This window comes from Amycolatopsis acididurans, assembly GCF_012328925.1.
In the GTDB taxonomy this organism is placed as follows: Bacteria; Actinomycetota; Actinomycetes; order Mycobacteriales; family Pseudonocardiaceae; genus Amycolatopsis_E; species Amycolatopsis_E acididurans.
Genome location: NZ_JAAXLS010000002.1, coordinates 450,335 through 465,893, shown reverse-complemented (window position 1 = coordinate 465,893; position 15,559 = coordinate 450,335). Strand labels below are relative to the sequence as shown.

General features: G+C 70.3%; 17 protein-coding genes. 4 read left to right on the top strand and 13 right to left on the bottom strand.

The features are described 5' to 3' along the window. The first annotated feature begins 58 nt into the window (after positions 1 to 58). Complete coding sequence (locus HFP15_RS05675) at positions 59 to 535, top strand: GyrI-like domain-containing protein (RefSeq protein WP_168512144.1); 477 nt, start codon at positions 59 to 61, stop codon at positions 533 to 535. On the opposite strand, the gene HFP15_RS05670 is transcribed toward HFP15_RS05675, so the two are convergent. From HFP15_RS05670 to HFP15_RS05645, 6 genes are all read right to left on the bottom strand, one after another. After that, positions 514 to 2,082, bottom strand: coding sequence for a 2Fe-2S iron-sulfur cluster-binding protein (locus tag HFP15_RS05670; RefSeq protein ID WP_168512142.1), 1,569 nt, complete (start codon positions 2,080 to 2,082; stop codon positions 514 to 516). The two genes, HFP15_RS05675 and HFP15_RS05670, sit on opposite strands and share 22 nt — an antisense overlap. Beyond that, the gene (locus HFP15_RS05665; RefSeq protein WP_168512140.1) at positions 2,079 to 2,963 is read right to left on the bottom strand and encodes an FAD:protein FMN transferase; all 885 of its coding nucleotides are present in this window, start codon (positions 2,961 to 2,963) and stop codon (positions 2,079 to 2,081) included. The genes HFP15_RS05670 and HFP15_RS05665 overlap by 4 nt, the downstream gene beginning before the upstream one ends. Before the next feature lie 16 nt (positions 2,964 to 2,979). Further along, the gene (locus tag HFP15_RS05660; protein ID WP_168512137.1) at positions 2,980 to 3,222 is read right to left on the bottom strand and encodes a hypothetical protein; all 243 of its coding nucleotides are present in this window, start codon (positions 3,220 to 3,222) and stop codon (positions 2,980 to 2,982) included. Positions 3,223 to 3,226: 4 nt separating this feature from the next. Continuing rightward, the gene (locus HFP15_RS05655; protein ID WP_168512135.1) at positions 3,227 to 3,496 is read right to left on the bottom strand and encodes a hypothetical protein; all 270 of its coding nucleotides are present in this window, start codon (positions 3,494 to 3,496) and stop codon (positions 3,227 to 3,229) included. Between the two features lie 113 nt (positions 3,497 to 3,609). Next, on the bottom strand, positions 3,610 to 5,028 hold the full coding sequence (locus HFP15_RS05650) for a sensor histidine kinase (RefSeq protein ID WP_168512133.1): 1,419 nt from the start codon (positions 5,026 to 5,028) through the stop codon (positions 3,610 to 3,612). Further along, positions 5,025 to 5,831 (bottom strand): response regulator transcription factor, encoded by an 807-nt coding sequence (locus HFP15_RS05645; RefSeq protein WP_246271388.1) that lies wholly within the window; start codon positions 5,829 to 5,831, stop codon positions 5,025 to 5,027. The genes HFP15_RS05650 and HFP15_RS05645 overlap by 4 nt, the downstream gene beginning before the upstream one ends. A 93-nt stretch (positions 5,832 to 5,924) precedes the next feature. On the opposite strand from HFP15_RS05645, the gene HFP15_RS05640 reads away from it, so the two are divergent. Together HFP15_RS05640 and HFP15_RS05635 are read left to right on the top strand one after the other, a co-directional pair. Beyond that, positions 5,925 to 6,566, top strand: coding sequence for a class I SAM-dependent methyltransferase (locus HFP15_RS05640; RefSeq protein ID WP_312871476.1), 642 nt, complete (start codon positions 5,925 to 5,927; stop codon positions 6,564 to 6,566). A gap of 94 nt (positions 6,567 to 6,660) precedes the next feature. Then, positions 6,661 to 7,197: a DUF6448 family protein gene (locus HFP15_RS05635; protein ID WP_168512129.1), complete on the top strand. Its 537-nt coding sequence runs from the start codon at positions 6,661 to 6,663 to the stop codon at positions 7,195 to 7,197. A gap of 6 nt (positions 7,198 to 7,203) precedes the next feature. Here HFP15_RS05635 and HFP15_RS05630 read toward each other — a convergent pair whose 3' ends face one another. Beyond that, positions 7,204 to 7,806, bottom strand: coding sequence for a TetR/AcrR family transcriptional regulator (locus HFP15_RS05630; protein WP_168512127.1), 603 nt, complete (start codon positions 7,804 to 7,806; stop codon positions 7,204 to 7,206). A gap of 93 nt (positions 7,807 to 7,899) precedes the next feature. Here HFP15_RS05630 and HFP15_RS05625 point away from each other — a divergent pair, with 93 nt between their 5' ends. Further along, entirely contained in the window at positions 7,900 to 8,949 is a 1,050-nt protein-coding gene (locus HFP15_RS05625; RefSeq protein ID WP_168512125.1) for an NAD(P)-dependent alcohol dehydrogenase, read from the top strand. A gap of 15 nt (positions 8,950 to 8,964) precedes the next feature. Here HFP15_RS05625 and HFP15_RS05620 read toward each other — a convergent pair whose 3' ends face one another. The 6 genes from HFP15_RS05620 to HFP15_RS05595 all read right to left on the bottom strand — a co-directional run bounded on the left by HFP15_RS05620 (position 8,965) and on the right by HFP15_RS05595 (position 15,266). Continuing rightward, positions 8,965 to 9,687, bottom strand: a complete 723-nt coding sequence (locus HFP15_RS05620) for an aspartate/glutamate racemase family protein (protein ID WP_168512123.1) — start codon at positions 9,685 to 9,687, stop codon at positions 8,965 to 8,967. 31 nt (positions 9,688 to 9,718) lie between these two features. Beyond that, positions 9,719 to 11,158 carry an MFS transporter gene (locus HFP15_RS05615; protein WP_210716732.1) on the bottom strand — a complete coding sequence of 480 codons (1,440 nt, stop codon included), beginning with the start codon at positions 11,156 to 11,158 and terminating at the stop codon, positions 9,719 to 9,721. Continuing rightward, entirely contained in the window at positions 11,137 to 12,123 is a 987-nt protein-coding gene (locus HFP15_RS05610; protein WP_168512121.1) for an ornithine cyclodeaminase family protein, read from the bottom strand. Before HFP15_RS05610 ends, HFP15_RS05615 begins: the two co-directional genes overlap by 22 nt. Beyond that, entirely contained in the window at positions 12,120 to 13,019 is a 900-nt protein-coding gene (locus HFP15_RS05605) for an ABC transporter substrate-binding protein (RefSeq protein WP_168512119.1), read from the bottom strand. Before HFP15_RS05605 ends, HFP15_RS05610 begins: the two co-directional genes overlap by 4 nt. Before the next feature lie 22 nt (positions 13,020 to 13,041). Next, complete coding sequence (locus HFP15_RS05600) at positions 13,042 to 14,469, bottom strand: MFS transporter (protein ID WP_210716731.1); 1,428 nt, start codon at positions 14,467 to 14,469, stop codon at positions 13,042 to 13,044. A gap of 161 nt (positions 14,470 to 14,630) precedes the next feature. After that, a complete protein-coding gene (locus tag HFP15_RS05595) occupies positions 14,631 to 15,266 on the bottom strand; it encodes a GntR family transcriptional regulator (protein ID WP_168512117.1) in 636 nt (211 codons plus the stop codon). Between the last annotated feature and the right edge of the window lie 293 nt (positions 15,267 to 15,559).

Genomic DNA, 15,559 nt, shown 5'->3' with positions numbered 1-15,559 from the left:
GCGGTCGCGCGGTCGGATCGGACACGCCGTCGCGCTGTCGCACAGGGAGGCCGAGCCCATGCCGGAGTACGTGATTCACGACCGAACCCAGGCCGCGCAGCACGCCGCGGCCGTCGAGGCCACGTTGGCGGTGCCGGAGATCGGGCCATGGCTGGGCAAGACCTACGCGGCCATCGCCCAAACCCTGGGCGAGCAGGGCATCGCACCGGCCGGTCCGCCGTTCGCGCGCTACCACCAGCTCGACGGCGGCCGGTTCCGGGTCGAAGCGGGCTTCCCGGTCGACGCGGCGATCACACCCGCCGGTGAGGTGCGGCCTTCGGCGCTGCCGGCGGGGACGATCGCGGTCACGGTGCACATCGGGCCCTACGATGCGATGGCACCGGCCTACGCCGCCATCACCTCCTGGATCCAGGCACGAGGTGGTGAACCGGCAGGCGACCCGTGGGAGACCTACTTCAGCGACCCGGGCGAACAACCCGATCCCGCGACCTGGCGTACCGAGATCGCGCAACCCTACCGCTCGGCCGGGCGCTGATGCGCGGCGTCGAAGTCGACCGTCGCCCCGGGCGACGAGCGGGTTTGGCAGGTCAGTATCGGCTGCGGCCCGGGGCCGGCCGTGACGGCCAGGCAGGTTCCGCACACGCCGGCCCGGCAGGAATACGGCAGGTCCAGTCCCGCGCGCAGGCCTGAGTCGAGGACGGTGTCGCCGGGCCGTGCGACGACCGTGCTGGAAAGTCCGTTGTGGACGATCGTGACGTGCCGGCCGTGCTCGTGAGTCGTGGTCTCGGGAGGCGCTTTCGCGGACGGGGCGGTGAAGTGTTCACTGTGGACACGATCGTCGCGCAGTCCCCGGCGCAGGAGGGCTTCCCGGATTTCGCCGGTCATCGCGGTCGGCCCGCACAGGTACGCGTCGACGGGATCGGGCCCGGGTGGCGGGAGCAGGGCCGACAGGGTGTCGGCGCTGATGCGTCCGTGGTGGAGCGGCGCGGCGGGATGCTCCCGGCTGAGCAGATGGACGATCCGGAGCCTGCCGGGATACTGGTGTTCGAGGCGGGCCAGGCGATCGGCGAACAGGATGTCGCCGGTGGTGCGGTTGCCGTAGACCAGGGTGCAGCGGCTGCGGGGTTCGCGGGCCAGCACGGCGCCGATGATGGTGATCACCGGGGTGATGGCGCTGCCCGCGGCGACCGCGAGAACGTGCCGGCTGCGGCTGGGGTCCGGTTCGGTGGTGAACACGCCGGTCGGCGTCATGACGTCGAGCACGTCGCCCACACGCAGCCGGGTGTGTATCCAGGTGGACAGACGGCCGCCGGGGATGTGCCCGACCGCGATCCGCACGCCGGTCTCGTCGCTGTCGGTGCAGATCGAGTAGGGGCGGCAGACGACGCCGCGGTCGACGCGGGTCCGCACCGTGACGTGTTGCCCCGGTTGGTGGCGGTAGGCCGTGGCCAGCCACGGTGGCACGGCGAACAGGACCGACACCACGGCGGGCGTCTCCCGGCGGACCTGCAGGACGCGTAGTGGGTGAAAGGCCGGCGCCGACGGGGCGCGGGGCGGTGTGGCGCCGGGGGCGAACACCCGCACCAGCGTGAGGAACAAGACCGCGGCGATCGCACCCGCGACGAGCAGGCGCAGCGCGGGCTGGCGGCTGTCCGTGCCTGCGGTCAGCAAGTGCATGGTGGCCAGCCAGAACAGCAGGTAAGCAGCCAGATGCACCCGGTGCCACCACTTCCGGCCGAGGCGGCGCATCAACACCGACGTCACGGTGACGGCGATCAGCAGGTACAGCGCGAGCACCCCGAACGCCACCGGCACGGGACGCCACGACGCGGCGAAGGGCACGAGCAGGTCGACGACGCCGAACCGGAGGTAGGTGTCCAGCAGCAGGCCGAGTGTGTGCAGCGCGGTGAACGCGACGGCGAGCCCGGCGAGAAAACGGTGCAGCCCCAACAAGGATCGCGGTGGCGTGCGCGGCAGCAGGCGGGTGCGCAGCAGCAACCCCCAGACCACGGTGGCGGTCAGCAGCGCCCACGCGACGAGGCCGCCTGCCCGTGCCGCGAACCACCAGAATTGCGGGTTCATCGCAGTGCCGGCCGCAGTCGGTCGGTCACACGGTGCCGCCCGCCGGCGGTGACCGCCGCGACCTCGGCCGGAGGTGGTGCGATCGTGGTGGTGCCGGCGAGCAGGACGGCCTTGGTGAGGACCTCGGCCCACCAGGCGCTGCGTGTGACGACGGTGGCCGACACCAGATCGCCGGCCGAGGGACGACCTGATCGCGGGTCCATGATGTGGTGGACCGGCCGGCCCGCGGACATCCAGCGGCGGTGCAGGGTGGTGCTGGTCGCGACGGCACCAGCCGGTAGCCCGAGCCGCAGCAGTTCCCCGTCCGCGGAGAAGGGGTCGGCGACCGAGACGACCCAGCCCTCGCCGGTGGCTGCCCGTCCGCGCACCCGCACGTCGCCGCCGATGTTGACCAGCACGCCGGTCGCGCCGTGCTGCCGCAGTTGCGCGGAGACCAGGTCGGCGGCCAGGCCCTTGCCGATCCCGCCCGGGTCCAGTGCGGTGCGGGGCGGGATCACCACCCGGGATGCCGCGAGGTCGAGCGTGATGCCGGTGCATCCCGGGGCGGGCTGGTGACGCGCGGCCTCCGGGCGCGGTAAGGCTTCTCGGGAGTGCAGGAGCGCGAAGTCACGGTCGTAGCCGTGCGCGAGCATCGCCGCGTGAACGGTCGGGTCGAACAGCCCGCCGGTGCGTCGCCACCCGGCCACCGCACGCGCGATCAGGATGAGTGTGTCGGCGGAGACAAAGGTGGGGGTGCCCGCCTGCGCGTTGACGCGACTGATCTCGCTGTCTTCGCGGAACCGGCTCCACCGGCTCCCCAGCTCGGCGATCCGTGCGCGGGCCAGGTCCACCAGCGCGCCCGCGCCGGGTCCGTGGACGAGCACGTGTGCGGTGCTGCCCATCGCCGGGAACCGGGCTTCAGCTCGCACGGCTGGTGGTGGCCGGTGGCGCGGTGGAGGGGGCGAGCGACAGGCCGGTCTGGGGAGCGACGAGTTCTGGGGTGGTGGCGGGCGCTGAGCGGCCGGCCGCAGCCATGCCCGCCATCAGCGTGATCGCGGCGCTGACCGCGATCCCGGCCACGAGCACGCGTGCGGGGTCGGTGGATCGGGATCGTGATGCGCCGGCATCGGCACGCGGTGGGGTAGGGGGCTGCCCGCTCATCGCGTCAGTCGTCCTCGGAGTGGCCCGGGAGAGCTCCCGGCGGAGTTTGCCCGCTCTCGGGATGCCCGCCCTCAGCGGCGCGCTCGTCCCGCTGAGGCTGTGCCGAGCCCGACGTGCCGACGGTGCTCTGTGTGTTGACCACCGGAGGGAGCGCGCCGGGGCCGCCGGCGGCGCGGGCGCCGAACAGATCGGTGCCGAACGCGACTGCCGAGCTCCCGCCGACCAGCGCCAGGCTGACACCCGCGGCCGCCAGGATCGCCGTCCTGCGTTTCATGGTGGCCTCCATGTCCGTGTGTGTGGGGGGCCCGGACAGCCCGGGGGAGGGTGAGCTGTCTGGGCTTGCTGCCACGCTATGGGGGGCTCGGCCAGTCGCAGGCCTGGACGGGGTTAGCCAGAGGTAAAGGACGGCGCCGGGCTGCCCTTCGGCGCGTGCGCGGGCTGCGCCGGCAGCCGCACCACGGCTTGCACGCCGGTTTCGCCGGGAACGTCGGTGAAGCGGACCGAGCCGCCGGAGGCTTCGGCCAGCCGCCGCGCGATCGCCAATCCCAGGCCGAAACCGCTGCCGGGCGGGGCATCGGGCGCGCGCCAGAACGGTTCGAACGCGCGCTCGCGTTGCTCCTGGCTCAAGCCTGGACCGCGATCACTGACCCGCACCTCGATCGCATCCCGCCCAGCTGGTCCGATGTGGACGGTCACGGCGGTGCCCGGCGGGGTGGCGGCGATCGCGTTGGACAGCAGGTTGTCCAGAATCTGTTCCAGCGATCCCGGAACGACCAGGACGGGCGGGCACGGTTCGGTGTGCTGGTCCAGCCGGACATCGCGTTGCGTGGCGGCCGGGCGCCAGGTGGTGACCCGGTCGGCGGCCACCTCGGCCGCATCCACCGCGACGGGTTCGATGCCCGCGTCGGCGCGGGCGAGCGCCAGCAACGAGTCGACCAGCCGGCCGAGCCGCACTGTTTCCCGCAGCGCCGCGTCCAGTTTGGGGCGCTGGTCGGCCGGCAGGTACGGGTCGAGGGTTTCCAGCCGCAGCCGCAGTGCGGTCAAGGGGGTGCGCAGCTGGTGGGAGGCGTCGGCGACGAACAGGCGTTGCGAAGCCATCAGGTGCTGCAGCCGGTCGGCCATCGTGTTGACGGTGGTGGCCAGGGAGCGCAACTCCGGCGCCCCGACCCGGGTGTCGGCCCGGGCCTGCAACTGGCCCTGGCTGAGCCGGCCGGCGACAGTGCGCAGGCCGCGCACCGGCCGCGTCACACCCCTCGCCAGCACGAACCCGACCGCGGTGACCGTGGCGAGCACCGTGGCCGACAACGCGCCCAGGCGCAGCCAGTTCTGTTGGACGCGCGCGTCCAGTTCGGTGGTGGGGTAACTGATGCGCACCGCGCCGTGGACCACCCCGCCGGAGGTGGCCGGGATCGCGACGTACATCAGGTTGTGGCCGAGCGTCTGCGACCAGCGGATGCCCTCGGCCCGCCGGCCCTCGAGCGCGGCGCTGATTTCCGGGCGGGTGGAGAAGTCCTCCGCTGCTCCGCCGATGGCGTCGGAGTCCGCGACGCCGGCACCTCGGGTGTTCACCACGACGATCCGGCCCCCGCCCGCCCGGTATTGCGCCAGCAACGCGTCGATGCGTGGCGGGTTTCCCATTTCGAGGTCGTCCTCGACCAGCGCGGCGACCGCGTGGGCGTCGCGCTCGATCCCGGCCAGCAGCACATCGCTTTCGTGGTTGGCGAAGGTCAATCCGAGCGGCAGCACCAGCACCGCCAGCACGAGGACGGTGATGCTCAGATACGACAGCAGGAGCCTGCGGGTCATGCCGGCTCGTTCAGCCGGTAGCCGACGCCGCGCAGCGTGGTGATCCAGCGGGCGTCGCCGAGTTTCTTGCGCAGCGCGGCGATATGCACGTCGAGCGTCTTGGTGGATCCCCACCAGTTCTCGTCCCACACCTGGGCGATGATGTCTTCGCGGCGGCGCACCGTGCCCGGTTGTCCGGCCAGGAACGCCAGCAGATCGAACTCCTTGGCCGTCAGGTCGAGTTCGCGGTCGGCCAAGTGCACGCGGCGGGCAGCCGGGTCGATCACCAAGGGGCCGATCGTCAGTGTGGGCGGCTGCCCGGCCGGGGCGGAGCGGCGCAACACGGCCCTGATGCGCGCTACCAGCTCACGAAAGCCGAACGGTTTGACCACATAGTCGTCGGCGCCCATCTCCAGCAACAGCACCCGGTCGAATTCGTCCCCGCGGGCGGTGACCACGATGATCGGCGCCGCCGACCGGGACCGCAACCGCCGGCACACCTCGCCACCGTCCACATCGGGCAATCCCAGATCCAGCAGGACCAGGTCGGCCTCCGGCTCGGTCAGCGCCTCACGTCCCGTTCGCACGCGACGGACCTGAAAGCCGGCGTAGGCCAGCCCATCACCGAGGGGGTCGGCGATGCTGTCGTCGTCCTCGACCACCAGCACCACGGCCGGCCTCGTCGTACCCCCGGGTCCGCGGACGGGTGCGAAGTCCGGGCTGTCCGCCGCGGCCCCGGTCGGTCGACCGCCTGTCATCGTCACCGCCCCGCCTGCCAGCTGTACCAGGCCGTCCACGGTGCCCAGCGGGCGGCCGGCGGCCAAGAGCACAACGTCCCCCGGTGCGGCTATCTTCGGATTCGCCATTGGAGCGCGGCCCTGATGGCGCCCGGCGGTAGCGCGTGGTTTTGTGGTGCGGTGCGCATTCCCGATGGCTTGCTGACCCGTCTCGCGGTGCAGCTCGGCCGACCACACGGCGTCGCAGGACGCGCGGTGGGCCGCATGCTCAACCGCGGCAACCGGGCGGTGATCACCGCAGCCGTGGCCGCCGCCACGGACGGCGCCGGCGGCGGCGCGTTCGCCGACATCGGGTTCGGCGGTGGTGCCGGGCTCGCGTTGCTGCTCGAACGCGCCGGGAGAGAAGGCCGGGTGGTAGGTGTGGAAATCGCCCGGACCATGCTCGACGCGGCGCGGAGCCGCTTTCGCGCCGACATCGCGGCGGGCCGCCTGGAGCTGCACGAGGCGCCGATGGACGCCCTGCCCTTGCCCGACGACTCACTCGACGCCCTGATCAGCACGAACACGATCTACTTCATCGAGGACCTGGCCCCGGCGTTCGGTCAGCTCGTCCGCGTGGTGCGCCCGTCCGGGCGCGTGGTTCTCGGCGTCGGCGACCCGGTGGCGATGGCGAAGATGCCCGTCACCCGGCACCGGTTCCGGCTCCGGCCCATGGCCGAGGTCATCGCGGCGCTCGACGAGGCAGGTCTGTCGCTGCTCGAGGACCGCCGGGTCGGTAACCGCGACGCCTTCCACCTACTGATCTGTCGGCGCCGGGCATGACGTTCGGCATGCCCGGCGGGGACGTAGGCCACTGACGCGCTGCGCGCCGCCCGCCGCACCATCGAGACAGTGCGACGAGAAGAGGTGCGGGAAGATGCCTCCACACTGTGATTCGTGGGACGGCCCGGTGGTGTCGGCTGCCCGGCAGGCACTGGACGCCGACGATGTGGCGCTGGTCCTGCCGTATGTGCGCGCGGAGAGCGAAGCCGAGGTCCGTGCGGCGTTCGACCGGGCCATGAAGGTGCGGCCTCTTGGTTCGGAGGCGCGCGAGGTCGCCGATCGTTGGTTCTTCGAAACCGTGGTTCGAGTCCATCGTGCCGGTGAGGGTGCCGGATTCACCGGGCTCAAGCCGGCGGGACTTGACGTCGGACCGGCGATCCCGGCCGCGGAACGTGCCCTCGCGACGGGGACGGTCGCCGATTTGGTCGAGATGCTGTGCGGGACGATCGCGCGCCAGGCCGGACAACGCCACGCGCACGCCATGACGCTGAAAGCTCACGCCGGTGACGGCGTCCCGGCGGCCAGGGCGTATGTCGAAGCCATGCTGGGTCTGGAGGTGTGGGCGCACACCGTGTACCGGCAGGCGATGGCCGACCCGCATGCCCACACAGGCGGACACGACCACGATTGAGAAGGCTCAGCCGGGACGGTGACCGTCGATCATGACGCGGGCGGCGGCCACCGACTTCGCGACCACCAGGCCGGGTGTGTAGCCGTGTTTGACGAACACGCCGTCCAGCCAGAACATGCCGTAGCCGTGCGCCTGCGTGAACAGCTGCTCCATCAGCTCCAGCCCGTCCTGCGGTTCGTCGCACAGGCGCAGGCAGAGCATGAGGAACTGGTCGGTGAGGGCCCGTGTGTTCTCGACCAGTTCGGTGTGCCCGGGGCCGTGCAGTCCGTCGGCGTAGATCAGGTTCATGCCGGCGCGCCGCTCGATCAGGTAGCCGGTGTAGGCGCCCGCGGCCGCGGCCAGGGCATCGGCCGGATCGGCCGCGCTGTCGATCGCGGCCCGCACGCGCTCGGTGAGCTGGCGGGCCGCCGTGGCCGCCACGGCGGCGAGGAGGCTCTCGCGCTCGGGGAAGTGCCGGTACGGCGCGCCGGGGCTGACCTTGGCCCGCCGTGCCACCTCGGCGACGGAGAACCCGGCCACACCCCGCTCCGCGATCAGGTCGAGGGAGACCCGCACGAGCTCGTCGCGGAGGTTGCCGTGGTGGTACTTGTCGCCCATGGCGTGGATCACGTCTCCCGGCGGAAATATGTAAGAGACCTCTTACGTAGCTTATGTATGAGGGCTCTTACAGTACGCCCTGCGACGTCGTTTCCTGGAGGATTGATGACCACGACCACGCACGCTATCGCCGTTCCGTCGCCGGGCGCGCCCCTGGTGCCCACGACGATCGAACGGCGTGACCTGCGGCCGGACGACGTGCTGATCGACATCCGCTACGCCGGTATCTGCCACAGCGACATCCACCAGGCCCAGGAGGACTGGGGCGAGGCCATCTTCCCGATGGTGCCTGGCCACGAGATCGCCGGCGTCGTCGCCGCGGCCGGCCCGGAGGTGACGAAATACCGGCTCGGCGACCGCGTCGGCGTCGGCTGCATGGTCGACTCCTGTGGTGAGTGCGAGTACTGCCGGGCGGGTACCGAGCAGTTCTGCGTGAAGGGCAATGTCCAGACCTACAACGGGGTCGGTTTCGACGGGGAGAACACCTATGGCGGCTACAGCCGTCAGATCGTCGTCAAGGAAGGCTTCGTGTGCCGGATTCCGGCGGGGATCGACCTCGATGTCGCCGCGCCGCTGCTGTGCGCGGGCATCACGACCTACTCGCCGCTGCGGAAGTGGGGTGCCGGCCCCGGCAAGAAGGTCGCGGTGATCGGCCTGGGCGGGCTCGGACACATGGCGGTGAAGCTCGCTGTCGCGATGGGAGCGGAGGTCACCGTGCTCAGCCAGAGCCTGAAGAAGCAGGAGGATGGCCTCCGCCTGGGGGCGAAGGACTACTTCGCCACCAGCGACGAGAGCACGTTCGAGGCGCTGCGGGGCCGCTTCGATCTCATCCTCAACACCGTGTCCGCCAAGCTGCCCGTGGACTCCTACCTGGGCCTGCTGCGTGTCGGCGGCGCGATGGTCAACGTCGGCGCGCCCGGCGAGCCGTTGGCCTACAACGCCTTCTCGCTCCTGGGCGGTAACAAGGTGCTGGCCGGTTCGATGATCGGCGGCATCGCCGAAACCCAGGAGATGCTCGACTTCTGTGCCGAGCACGGCATCGGAGCCGAGATCGAGACGATCTCCGCGGGCCAGGTGAACGAAGCGTACGAGCGCGTCTCGAACAGCGACGTGCGGTACCGCTTCGTCATCGACACGGCCACGATCGAGGCCTGAGTGCGGTAGCTCGCCTCAGAGTCCCGAGCCGTCGGCGGGGTGCCAGCGCCGGTTTTTCGGTAGTGGTGGGGGAAACGCGGCGCGGCTGGTGGTGAGGCCGAGTGCGACCAGCGATTCGGCCAGTCGCACCGCGGCGGCCACCCCGTCCACGACCGGAAGGCCGACGGCCGATTGGATGCGCCGGTCCAGCCCGGTCATTCCGGCGCAGCCGAGGACGATCACCTCCGCGCCGCGGTCGCGGACGTCCTCGGCGGCGGCGATGAGGGTGGCCGCGGTGCGTTCCTTGTCGCCGAGTTCCAAGACCGCGAGGCCTGCACCGGCGACCGCGACGCAGTTCTGCGCGACGCCCGCCGTGTGCAGGCTGTCCTCGATGAGCCCACGGCCTCTGTCCAAAGTGGTCACGATCCCATAGCGGCGGCCGAGCAGACAGGCGAGGTGCGCGGCTGCTTCGGTGATGTCGACGACGGGCACGTCGAGCAGTTCACGCGCGCCTTCGCGGCCGTGTTCGCCGAAACCGGCGAGTACGACCGCGTCGAACGGTTCCGGACAGGTCCGTAGCAGGTCGAGTACTGCGGTCGCGGACAGGAAGCTGTCCAGCCAGCCCTCGGCCGAGTCCGGGCCCCACGTGGGTGTCAGTGCGAGGATGTCGGTGCCGGGGCTGGCGGCGGCGCGGGCCCCGGCCGCGATCTCGTCGGTCATCGCCCGCGTGGTGTTGCAGTTGGTGACGGCGATCCTCACGTCAGCCTCGCTTCTGGACGGTGGTGGTCGATCAGTGACATGGGGCCGCGAGGTCCTGGCTGTTCACCTCCTCCAGCGAGCGGCGGTAGGTCTCGGGCGCGAAGGCTGCCGAGACACCGAGCACGACGTACATGACGGCGAGCATCACGAAGATGCCCGCGACACCGGCGGCGGCGAACAGGGCGACCGCCACCAGCGGCATGACGGCGCCGGAGACGTTGCCGATGCCGTTGACGAGCGAAGTGCCCAGCGCGCGCACCCGTGTCGGGTAGAGCTCCGGCGACCAGGCGGCCAGGGTCGTATTGAGCAGCAGGGCGAAGAACTGGAATATCGCGCCGAGGATCAAGATCAAGACGACCCCGTGCGCGAGCAGCGCGAACGCGACAGCGGCGAGGCAGCCGAGCACTGCGGCGACGAGGACGACCGCCTTGCGTGGTGCTCGTCCGGCGAGATACGCGGATGCACAGGCGCCGAGCAGACTGCCGACGTTCATGACCATGGTGAAGGCGAGGCTGTTGGTCACGCTGTACCCCTCTGCGACCAGGATCGAGGGCATCAGCACCAGCAGAGTGACCTGTGCGCCGAACGACATCCACGACGCGAGCCCGATGGACGCGGTCCGCCTGAGCGACACCCTGGTGGCCAGTTCGGACAGCGGTACCTGCCGCCCCGCCGTGGCCGGGATGTCGGCGGCCGAGAGGTAGCGGCTCACCTCGGATCGGGCGGACACTTGCCGGAGCCGGCCGGTGGCGAGGACGGTGAGCGTGCGGTTGGCCTCGTCCACCCGGCCCTGGGCGAGCAGGAACCGGGGTGACTCGGGTAGGTAGCGCCGGAAGAGGACCACGAGCAGCGCGGGCACGGCCAGCAGGACGAACAGCCAGCGCCAGCTGAGCGACGTACCGCCGAGAAACGTGTTGAGTGGCCCGAGAACCACGAGGAACAGTCCGAAGGCGACGAAGTTGCCCACCCCGCCGGAACCGATGTTGAGGGATGCCGCGACGGTGCCGCGGTAGCGGGTCGCGACCATCTCGGCGATGAGGGCCAGACCGACGGTGAACTCGCCGCCGAGACCGACGCCGACGAGAAACCGGCTCAGGTTGAGGATCTCCACGTTGGGCGCGACGGCGCTCACGAGGCCGCCCAGCGTGTACAGCAACAGGTTCAGGCTCAGCGCGAATCGCCGTCCTTTGCGGTCGGCGACATAGCCGGTGATCAGCCTGCCGACGAGGCCGCCGACCGTTGTGACGGTGTTGAGCAGGGCGAGGCCGCCTGTGTCCAGGCCGAAACTGGCCTTGAGCCCCTCGCCGATGGCGCCGGTGACGTCCTGTTCGAGGGCGTCGAAGAACATGCCGGCCAGTACGAGCGCGATGATGCCCACGTGGGCACGGGTGAAGCCGATCCGGTCCAATGCCGCGGCGAGCGCACCGCCCGGCGCTGCGGGTTCTGTTGTCAGGCGTTCGGTGTGGTCCATGATGTCCTCTTCAGGGCGAGTGCGGCGAAAGCGAGGTCCTGCAGCGCGATGCCGACCGAGTTGAACAGGGTGATCTGCTCGAGCCCGGCCCTGCCCGGCACGAGGCCTGCCAGCACCGCGCCGAGTTCGCACCGGAAGTCGTCCTCGGTGGTCGCCCCGTCTTTCAGCGACAGCAGGACTTCTCCCGATTTCTGGAGCTGGATGTCGGCACTGTCGACGAACACGCTTGCTCGCGCCATGCCGTGGGAATCGATTTCGCGGTGGTCGGGCCGGGGTGGCGCGCCGACGGCGTTGACGTGCTGGCCCGGCCGGAACCACGCGCCCTCGACGACGGGGGAACGGGACGGGGTCAGGGTGCAGAGCACGTCGGCGGCCTCGACCACCTGACGTGGCCCCGGGGCGGCGATCACCTCGAGTGCCGGGACGCCGTCGGCACGTTCGCGCTGTCGCAGCGCATCGCGGAACGCGGTGACCCGTGACGCCGAGCGGGACCAGACGACGACCGTGTCGATCGGGCGTACCCGGCGGACGGCGGCCGCGTGCTCGACGGCGAGCGGTCCGGCACCGACGAGCCCGAGAACCCGGGAATCGTGACGAGCCAAGGCATCCGTGGCGACGCCGCTGGCCGCGGCTGTCCGCATCCTGGTGCAGGTCCCGCCGTTCATGACGGCCAGGCGGGCGCCCGTGCGGGAGTCGAGTACCACCACGGTGGATTGCTGGACGGGACCGTCGCCCTCCCGGTTGCCTGGCGCGTCGGTGAGGACCTTGACCACGGTCAGCCCGAGGCGGTGGGACGTGGCCACCATCGGCAGCACGATGGTGCCCGCGTCCGTGCCACTGATGGCCGGCACCGGCTGCTCGGCCCGCCCGAGAGCCAAGTCGCTGTGCGCGGTCCGGACGGCGTCGATCAGGTCGCCGAGGTCGACGAGCCCGCCAAGGGCGTCGTCCGGCGGGACAGCGGTCACCGGTAGGCCTTCATGAAGCTGTCGTCAGCCAGTTCGTCGTAGGCCGGGATGCGGGTGAGCATCGCGCTTTCGGCGAGCATCCGCATCCAGCGGTCGCTGGCCGCGGGGTCGATCGCGACCGTGTCCCAGACCGAGCTCGCGGCCATCTGGCGGGTGGCTTCGCGCAGGATTGCGAGATCCTTGCCCGGCCAGCGGGTCGTCAGGATCTCGTCGATCGTCTCGGCCGGTGCCGTGGTAAGGCGTTTCATCGCTGCGTCGATGCAGGCGACGAAGCGAGTGAACGGCTCCCGCAGCGCCTCGACGCGGTCGGTGCGGCAGTAGTAGACGCTGTTGGGCATGAGCCCGCCCTGGTCGAGGTTGCGGAACACGATCCGCCCCTGACCGGTGGCCTCCAGTTCGAGTGCGGTGACGAGGTCAAGGATGATCGCGTCGCCGAGCCCGGCGCCGAACAGCTCGACCAGCATCGGTGTCGACAGGTCCCGGACGAAGGTCATGCTGTCCGGGTCGGCCCCCGCCTCCCGGATCAGACCCGCGGTGACGGCATAGGGAGCGCTGCCGCCGATGCCGGGGGCGAGGACGACCTTGCCGGCGAGATCGGCGAACGTGAAGTTCTCGGGTGCGCCACGGTGCACGATGGCCTTGGGCGCCTGGTGGTTGAGCTGGCAGACGACCGTCAGGGCGCGGCTGCTGCCCGCGTACATGCCCGGAACCCAGAGTCCGCCGAGTGCGAGGTCGGCCTCCCCGGAGGCCAGATCGTCCAGCACGCCTGTCCACGGATCGCAGGCACGGGCGGTCACCGACAGGCCCGCGTCTTGGAACAGGCCGGTCGCGTCGGCGAGGTATTCGGGCAGGTAGTTCAGACCGTTGGCGGTCGCGGAGATGCGAATGCTGTCCACGGGTCGTGCTCCGTTTCGTGTGTCAGGCGACAGGGGCGGGTGCCGCGGAGTCCTCGTTGATCTGCTCCAGCGTCCGGGCGCGCGTCTCGGGCGCGAACCGCGAGGCCAGCACGAGCAGGGCGTACATCACCGCGACCATGCCGAAGACTCCGGCGAGGCCGAACGCGCCGAAGAGGGCGACGGCGAGGAACGGCATGACCGCGCCGGCGATGTTGCCGATGCCGTTGACGATCGAGGTGCCGTTCGCGCGAATCGCGGTCGGGTAGAGCTCGGGCGACCAGACCGCGAGCGTGGTGTTGGTGATCATGGTGAATAACTGGAACGTGGCGCCGAGAACGAGGATCAGTACCGTCGAGTGCCCGAACGCCGCGAACGCGGCGGCGGTGAGGCAGCCGAGTACACCCGCGCCACCCACGGTGCCGCGACGGCCGACGCGTCCGGCCAGCCAGGCGGCGGCACAGGCGCCGAGCAGCGACCCGATGTTCATGATCATCGTGAAGAGCAAGCTGTCCGAAATGGAATAGCCGCGCTCCACGAGCAGGGTCGGCATCAGGAAGTTGAGCGTGACTTGCGCGCCGAAAGCCATCCAGGACGCGGCGCCGATCGAGAGCGTGCGGGGCAGCACGGAGCGGGCGAACACGGCTGCGGGCGAGGATTTGAGCTGCCGGTCCGGCACGTCCGCCACGGTCAGCGGACCACCGGCCAGCGTCCTGGTCGTGTGTTTGAGAGAGTGTGACGCCAGGATCGCCAGCGAGCGGTTGGCCTCGTCGACGCGTCCTTTCGTCAGCAGGAATCGCGGCGACTCCGGGAGGCGGCGCCGATAGACGACGACGAGCAGCGCGGGGACGGCGAGGAACAGGAAGGTCCAGCGCCACACCCGGTGGTCACCGCCGAGCGCGGGCGCGAGCGGGCCGAGGAGCAGGAAGAACAACCCGTAGGACAGGAAGTTGCCGACGCCGCCGGAACCGATGTTGAGCGTCGCGACCAGCGCGCCCCGATACCGGGTGGCGACCATCTCGGCGAGCATCGCGATGCCGATCGTGAACTCACCGCCCAGCCCGATACCCACGACGAAGCGGCTGGCCAGCATCATGTCGTAGTTCACGGCGACCGCGCTGAGCAGGCCACCGAGGCTGTAGATCAGGAGGTTCACCGACAGTGCGGCGCGACGGCCGTACCGGTCGGCGAACCACCCGCCGGCCAGCCTGCCGACGAGCCCGCCGATCACTGTCGCGGTGTTGATCGCGGTCAGCTGGTTGTCGGTCACGCCGAGCGAGAGTTTGAGGTTTGCTCCCATCGCGCCGACGGAGTTCTGTTCGAGGGTGTCGAAGAACATTCCGGCGAGGATCAGCATGAGCACCCAGAACTGGGCGCGGCTGAATCCGATCCGGTCAAGGTGGTGGGCGAGGGTGCCGGAGCCGGTGCGCTCCGGAGTGTGATTCGAGGTCATGGGACTGGGCTCCACATCGGCGGTGTCCCCTCGACCGAGGGGAGGGGGAGAGGCGGCCATGCAGCGAACACCAGTTTTGTATACGACCTATGTTGCCGGGACGTTTCTTGTCGTGCCGTTCACGTGAACGAGACGCTCTGGAAGATCTTTTCGTATACGAACTAAGCAGTCATGGTGGCGTGTCGCCGGTAGATCTGCTCGTCCTTGAGAATGTGCTCGCCCATGAGGTAGCCCGCCTGCACCGGGGACCCGCCGAGGATCGCGGTGGCGATCGCGGCATGATCGGCCCACGACGCGTCGATGCGGTCCTCGATCTCGAGTTCGAAGCCCCACGCGATCCGGCGGAGCAGCCCGTCGAGCATGCGGACGAGTTCGGCATTGCCGGACGCGCGAGCGACGATCTCGTGGAACTCGAGGATCAGCGAGGGGAGCTGGTCCACGGCTCCGGACTCGCCTGTCCGGCGCCCGCGCAGCACGACCGCCCGGAGATTGTCGGCCTGGTCGCCGCCGCGCGCCTCGGCGGCGAGTGTGGCGGCGAGGACTTCCAGGCCGCGCCGGATCTGCATCAGCTCGACGACATCGCGCTGTGAGCGGGCCGAGACGGTCGCGCCCTTGTATTTCTCGGTGTTGATGAAGCCTTCGCTCTCGAGCTGCAACAAGGCTTCCCGGATCGGGACGCGCGAGACGCCGAAGCGGGAGGCGATGGCCTCCTCCTTCAGCCGTGTGCCTGCGGGAATCGTGCCGTCGATGATTTCCGCACGCAGCACCTTCACGATCGAGTCCGACTTGGCGACCACGAAACGAGCATATGGGAACGTCAGAAGGTGTGACGCCGGCCCGCTGAGACCGCGGCCGATACGACGACGGTGGTGTTCACTCCTTCGGGACGTCCATTGTGGAACGGCTGGGTGAGCGTGGCATTGACTGCGTGGCGGTCCGGGCGTGGCGCGTCCCGAAATTCGGAGACGCATCCTGGGACGGCATCCAGCCGGGGCCGTCGGCGGAGCCGGCCGGGTTCGCGCGGCTGTATACACAGGATGGCCACAGGGAATCCTCAGGGGAGCGACAGCGGGGCGCGAGATCGTGTATC